Genomic DNA, 4774 nt, shown 5'->3' with positions numbered 1-4774 from the left:
TTGTTAATTAAAAATTTGATTAAATTTATTTGCCCCTATATTTTTTACTCTGTCTATTTTATACTTTTTAGTAAATTTATTATAAAATTTTTTTATGAAATTTAATCTGTCAATTGGAAATGGTTATTTATTTAGTCATTTAAAAATTGTCATAAATAGCTTATTTATAATACTTTTTTGATTTTAGCTGAATTTTTTTAAAAAAATGAAAAAATTTTTAAAAAAAGGGTTGACAAATTTTAAAAAATGTAATATTATATATTTGTAATTAGCACTAAAGGTTATAGAGTGCTAACAAAAATAAGGAAGGTGCCGAGATGAATGATAGGGAGCAATTAATTTTAAAGGCTATTATCAAACATTATCTGGAATTTGGTGAGAGTGTGGGATCACGGACACTTGAGAAGAAGTATAATATTGGAGTGTCTTCAGCCACTATCCGAAATACAATGGCAGATTTGGAAGATAAGGGGCTAATTGCAAAAACACATACATCTTCTGGACGTATTCCAACAAGTGAAGGATATAAGTTGTATGTTGATGAACTTTTGAAAATTAGAGATATTTCTAAAGAAGAAAAAGCAAAAGTCATGCAGGCATACAATAAAAGGATGAATCAAATTGATATGATATTTGAGGAGACATCCAGGTTATTATCAAAAATTAGTCAATATGCTGGAGTTGTTTTAGAGCCAGCATTTACGCAGGAAGGTGTAAAAAAAGTAAAACTGGTACATATTAATGATACGACTGTACTTGCTGTAGTTGTAATGAATTCGTTTCTTACAAAAAATTTGAATATCTTTTTGGAAAATCCAGTAACAGAAAGTGAAGTTGAAAAAATAAATAATTTCTTAAATGAAAAAATTTCAAATAGTCAATATTTTACATTATCAAACTTAAAAGATTTTTTCACAAATACAAATTTATTTTCACAAAGTGATTTTCAAGATAATGGGATTTCTGATGAGGGAAAGTTATTTTTTGAAGGCGGAACGAATCTTATTGAAAACAATACATCTGATATTGTGAATATTATAAATCGTGTAAAACTGTTTAATAATCCAAACGATTTACGAAATGTATTTTCACAGTTTTTGCAAATGAAAGAATTTAAAGATGGAGAAGTGAATGTAATTTTTGGAGAAGATTTGAAAATTGCAGGACTTGAAGACTTTTCGTTTGTGTTCTCGGTTTATACATTAAATAATGCAAGAGGAATTATTGGTGTAATTGGACCAAAGCGAATGGAATATTCAAAAACAGTTGGATTAGTTGAATATGTGTCAGAAGAAGTAAATCAGTTATTGAATCAAAAAAACAAATAATAAGGAGGCGGGGTTTTTAAATGTCTGAGAAAGATTTAGAAAAAGAAGAAAAAATTAAAGAATCAAAAGAGGAAGCAGATAAAGAAGCAAAAGCTGATGACTCTAAAAAAGAAGTAAAAGAAGAAACACCTGAAGAAGTAATTGCAAAACTTGAAAAGGACTTGGAAGAATGGAAAAGTTCTTATACAAGAAAATTAGCTGAGTTTCAAAACTTCACAAAAAGAAAAGAAAATGAAGTTGCTGAAATGAGAAAATATGCTTCTGAAGGTATTGTTACAAAATTATTAGATAATATTGATAATTTAGAAAGAGCTGAGCAAGCTTCTGCTGAAACTAAAAACTTTGACGCATTGGTTGAAGGAGTTAATATGATTTTGAGAAATCTGAGAAATCTTTTGACTGAAGAAGGTGTTGAAGAATTGGAAGCAGCAGAAGGTGTGAAGTTTAATCCTTATGAACATCAAGCGATGATGACTGAAAATGTGGAAAATTTAGACAATGATGTTATTGTGAAAGTGTTTCAAAAAGGATATAAGTTGAAAGGGAAAGTTATAAGACCAGCAATGGTAACAGTTAATAAAAAGTAATTTTGTAAAAGTTATAATTTGAAAATTCAAAAAAATAGATTTAAAATTGGATTTGAAATAATACTTTTATAAAAAATTAAATAAATTGAAAATTAAGGAGAATGATATATATGAGTAAAATAATAGGAATAGATTTAGGGACAACAAACAGCTGTGTGGCAGTTATGGAAGGTGGAAACTTTGCGATAATACCGAATAGTGATGGAGGAAGAACTACACCTTCAGTAGTAAATATTAAAGATAATGGAGAAATTATTGTAGGAGAAATTGCTAAAAGACAAGCGATTACAAATCCTGATTCAACAGTAATTTCAATAAAAACACAAATGGGATCAGACTATAAAGTAAATATTCATGGAAAAGACTATACACCACAAGAAATTTCAGCAATGATTTTGAAAAAATTGAAAAAAGATGCAGAAAGTTATTTAGGAGAAACTGTAACAGAAGCAGTTATTACTGTACCAGCTTACTTTACTGATGCTCAAAGACAAGCGACTAAAGATGCTGGAGAAATTGCAGGACTGAAAGTCCAAAGAATTATTAATGAACCAACAGCAGCAGCATTATCTTATGGATTAGATAAGAAAAAAGAAGAAAAAGTGTTAGTGTTTGACTTAGGTGGAGGTACATTTGACGTATCAGTACTAGAAATTGGAGATGGAGTAGTAGAAGTTATTTCAACTTCAGGAAACAACCACTTAGGTGGAGACAACTTTGACCAAAAAATTATTGACTGGTTGGCTGATGAATTTAAAAAAGAAACTGGAATTGATTTAAGAAATGATAAAATGGCAATTCAAAGATTGAAAGATGCAGCAGAAGATGCTAAGAAAAAATTGTCAACTACATTAGAAACACAAATTTCATTACCATTCATCACAATGGATGCAAGTGGACCAAAACATTTGGAAAAGAAATTAACTAGAGCAGCATTTGATGAATTGACAAAAGACTTGGTTGAAGCAACTAAAGGGCCTGTTAAACAAGCGTTAGAAGATGCAAACTTAGATCCAAGTGGAATTGATGAAATCTTATTAGTTGGTGGATCAACAAGAATCCCGGCAGTTCAAGAATGGGTTAAATCATTCTTTGGAAAAGAACCTAATAAATCAATTAACCCTGATGAAGTTGTAGCAGCAGGAGCAGCTATTCAAGGTGGAGTATTAATGGGAGATGTTAAAGACGTATTGTTATTAGATGTAACTCCATTGTCATTAGGAATTGAAACAATGGGTGGTGTATTTACTAAGATTATTGATAGAAATACTACTGTGCCAGTTAAAAAATCACAAGTATTCTCAACAGCAGCAGATAATCAACCGGCAGTATCAATCGTTGTATTGCAAGGGGAAAGAGCTAGAGCAGCTGATAACCATAAATTAGGAGAATTTAACTTAAACGACATCCCACCTGCACCAAGAGGAGTACCTCAAATCGAAGTAACATTTGATATTGATGCAAACGGTATCGTGCATGTATCAGCTAAAGATTTAGGAACAGGAAAAGAAAATACAGTAACAATTTCTGGAAGTTCTAACTTGTCTAAAGATGATATTGAAAAAATGAAAAAAGACGCTGAAGCAAATGAAGCTGAAGATGCTAAATTTAAAGAATTGGTAGAAGCTAGAAACCAAGCTGACCAATTAGTAATTGCAACTGAAAAAACTATAAAAGAAAACGAAGCTAAATTGCAAGGAACTGAAAAAGAAGATATCGAAAAAGCAATTGAAGAATTGAAAAAAGTAAAAGATGGTGACGATATAGAAGCAATTAGAAAAGGAATTGAAGAGTTATCGAAAGTTTCTCAAGGATTTGCAACTAGAATGTACCAAGAAGCAGCAGCGGCTCAACAAGGAGCACAAGGTGGAACTGAAGAAAATGCAGATAATGGTTCTTCTAAAGATGATGTTCAAGATGCAGAAATTGTTGACTAAAAAGATAATATGAATTAAGGTAAAAATGAAGAAGGGGAGTCAGTTCTCCTTCTTTGTATAAAATAAATAATCGAGAAAAGGATGTGTTAAAGATGGAAAGTACAGTAAGAACTTTAAAATGTGGAAATGTTGAAATTGCAGTTGCTGATAGAGGGGCTGAATTGAGAAGTTACAAGGTAGATGGAGAAGAATTTATATGGGATAGAAATCCTGAAATTTGGGCTGCTAGCTCACCTGTGTTATTTCCGTTTGTAGGTAGCATAAAAAACGGAGTATACAATTACAAAGGGAAAGATTATGAAATCACTACACGACATGGATTTGCAAGAACAGAAGATTTTGATTTTGTTGAAAAAACTGAAAATTCTTTGAAATTTAGATTTTCTTCAAATAATGAAACTTTAAAAAAATATCCGTTTGAATTTGATTTGTTTTTAACTTATACAGTTAATGACGGTGTTTTAGAAATTGGATATGATGTTGTAAATAAAAATAATTTTGAGATGTATTTTTCACTTGGAACACATCCTGCATTTGCACTTAATGTGAATGACAATCTAAAATTAGATGACTATTATTTGGAATTTGAAAAAAATGAAACTTCGCAAAAATATAAACTTACTAATAATGGACTAGTTTTTGATGAAAAAGTTGATTATTTAAATAATACTAATAAGATTCAAATTACTGAAAATGTATTTGATGATGATGCAATAGTGTTTGAAGGTTTAAAATCAGAAAAAGTTACAATAAAAAATAATAAAAATTCTAAAGAATTAAGCGTTGAATATAAAGGATTCCCATATATTGCATTTTGGAGTAAGCCAAAAGCTCCGTATGTATGTATAGAACCTTGGTATGGAATTTCAGATTTTGAAAACTGTACAGGAAAATTGGAAGAAAAAAAAGGAATATTGAAATT

The 4774-nt window shown here is 30.1% G+C and carries 4 protein-coding genes; all 4 read left to right on the top strand.

Annotated elements, in window-relative coordinates; translation table 11 throughout:
* Positions 1-317 precede the first annotated feature (317 nt).
* Positions 318-1328: a heat-inducible transcriptional repressor HrcA gene (gene hrcA, locus ACO409_RS10240; RefSeq protein WP_485556965.1), complete on the top strand. Its 1011-nt coding sequence runs from the start codon at positions 318-320 to the stop codon at positions 1326-1328.
* Between the two features lie 20 nt (positions 1329-1348).
* Positions 1349-1915: a nucleotide exchange factor GrpE gene (gene grpE, locus ACO409_RS10235; protein ID WP_485556963.1), complete on the top strand. Its 567-nt coding sequence runs from the start codon at positions 1349-1351 to the stop codon at positions 1913-1915.
* Between the two features lie 110 nt (positions 1916-2025).
* Positions 2026-3852, top strand: coding sequence for a molecular chaperone DnaK (gene dnaK, locus ACO409_RS10230; RefSeq protein WP_485556961.1), 1827 nt, complete (start codon positions 2026-2028; stop codon positions 3850-3852).
* 92 nt (positions 3853-3944) lie between these two features.
* A partial coding sequence (locus tag ACO409_RS10225) for an aldose 1-epimerase family protein (protein ID WP_485556959.1) occupies positions 3945-4774 on the top strand: 830 nt, incomplete at its 3' end.

It is taken from the genome of Leptotrichia sp., from assembly GCF_057270615.1.
Note: the sequence above shows the minus strand (reverse complement) of the source record. Positions and strands in the feature narration are given on the sequence as shown.

Excerpts from the sequence above, each read along its gene's own strand:
- grpE (WP_485556963.1), top strand. The coding sequence starts at position 1,349 with ATGTCTGAGAAAGATTTAGAAAAAGAAGAAAAAATTAAAGAATCAAAA.
- dnaK (WP_485556961.1), top strand. The coding sequence starts at position 2,026 with ATGAGTAAAATAATAGGAATAGATTTAGGGACAACAAACAGCTGTGTG.
- hrcA (WP_485556965.1), top strand. The coding sequence starts at position 318 with ATGAATGATAGGGAGCAATTAATTTTAAAGGCTATTATCAAACATTAT.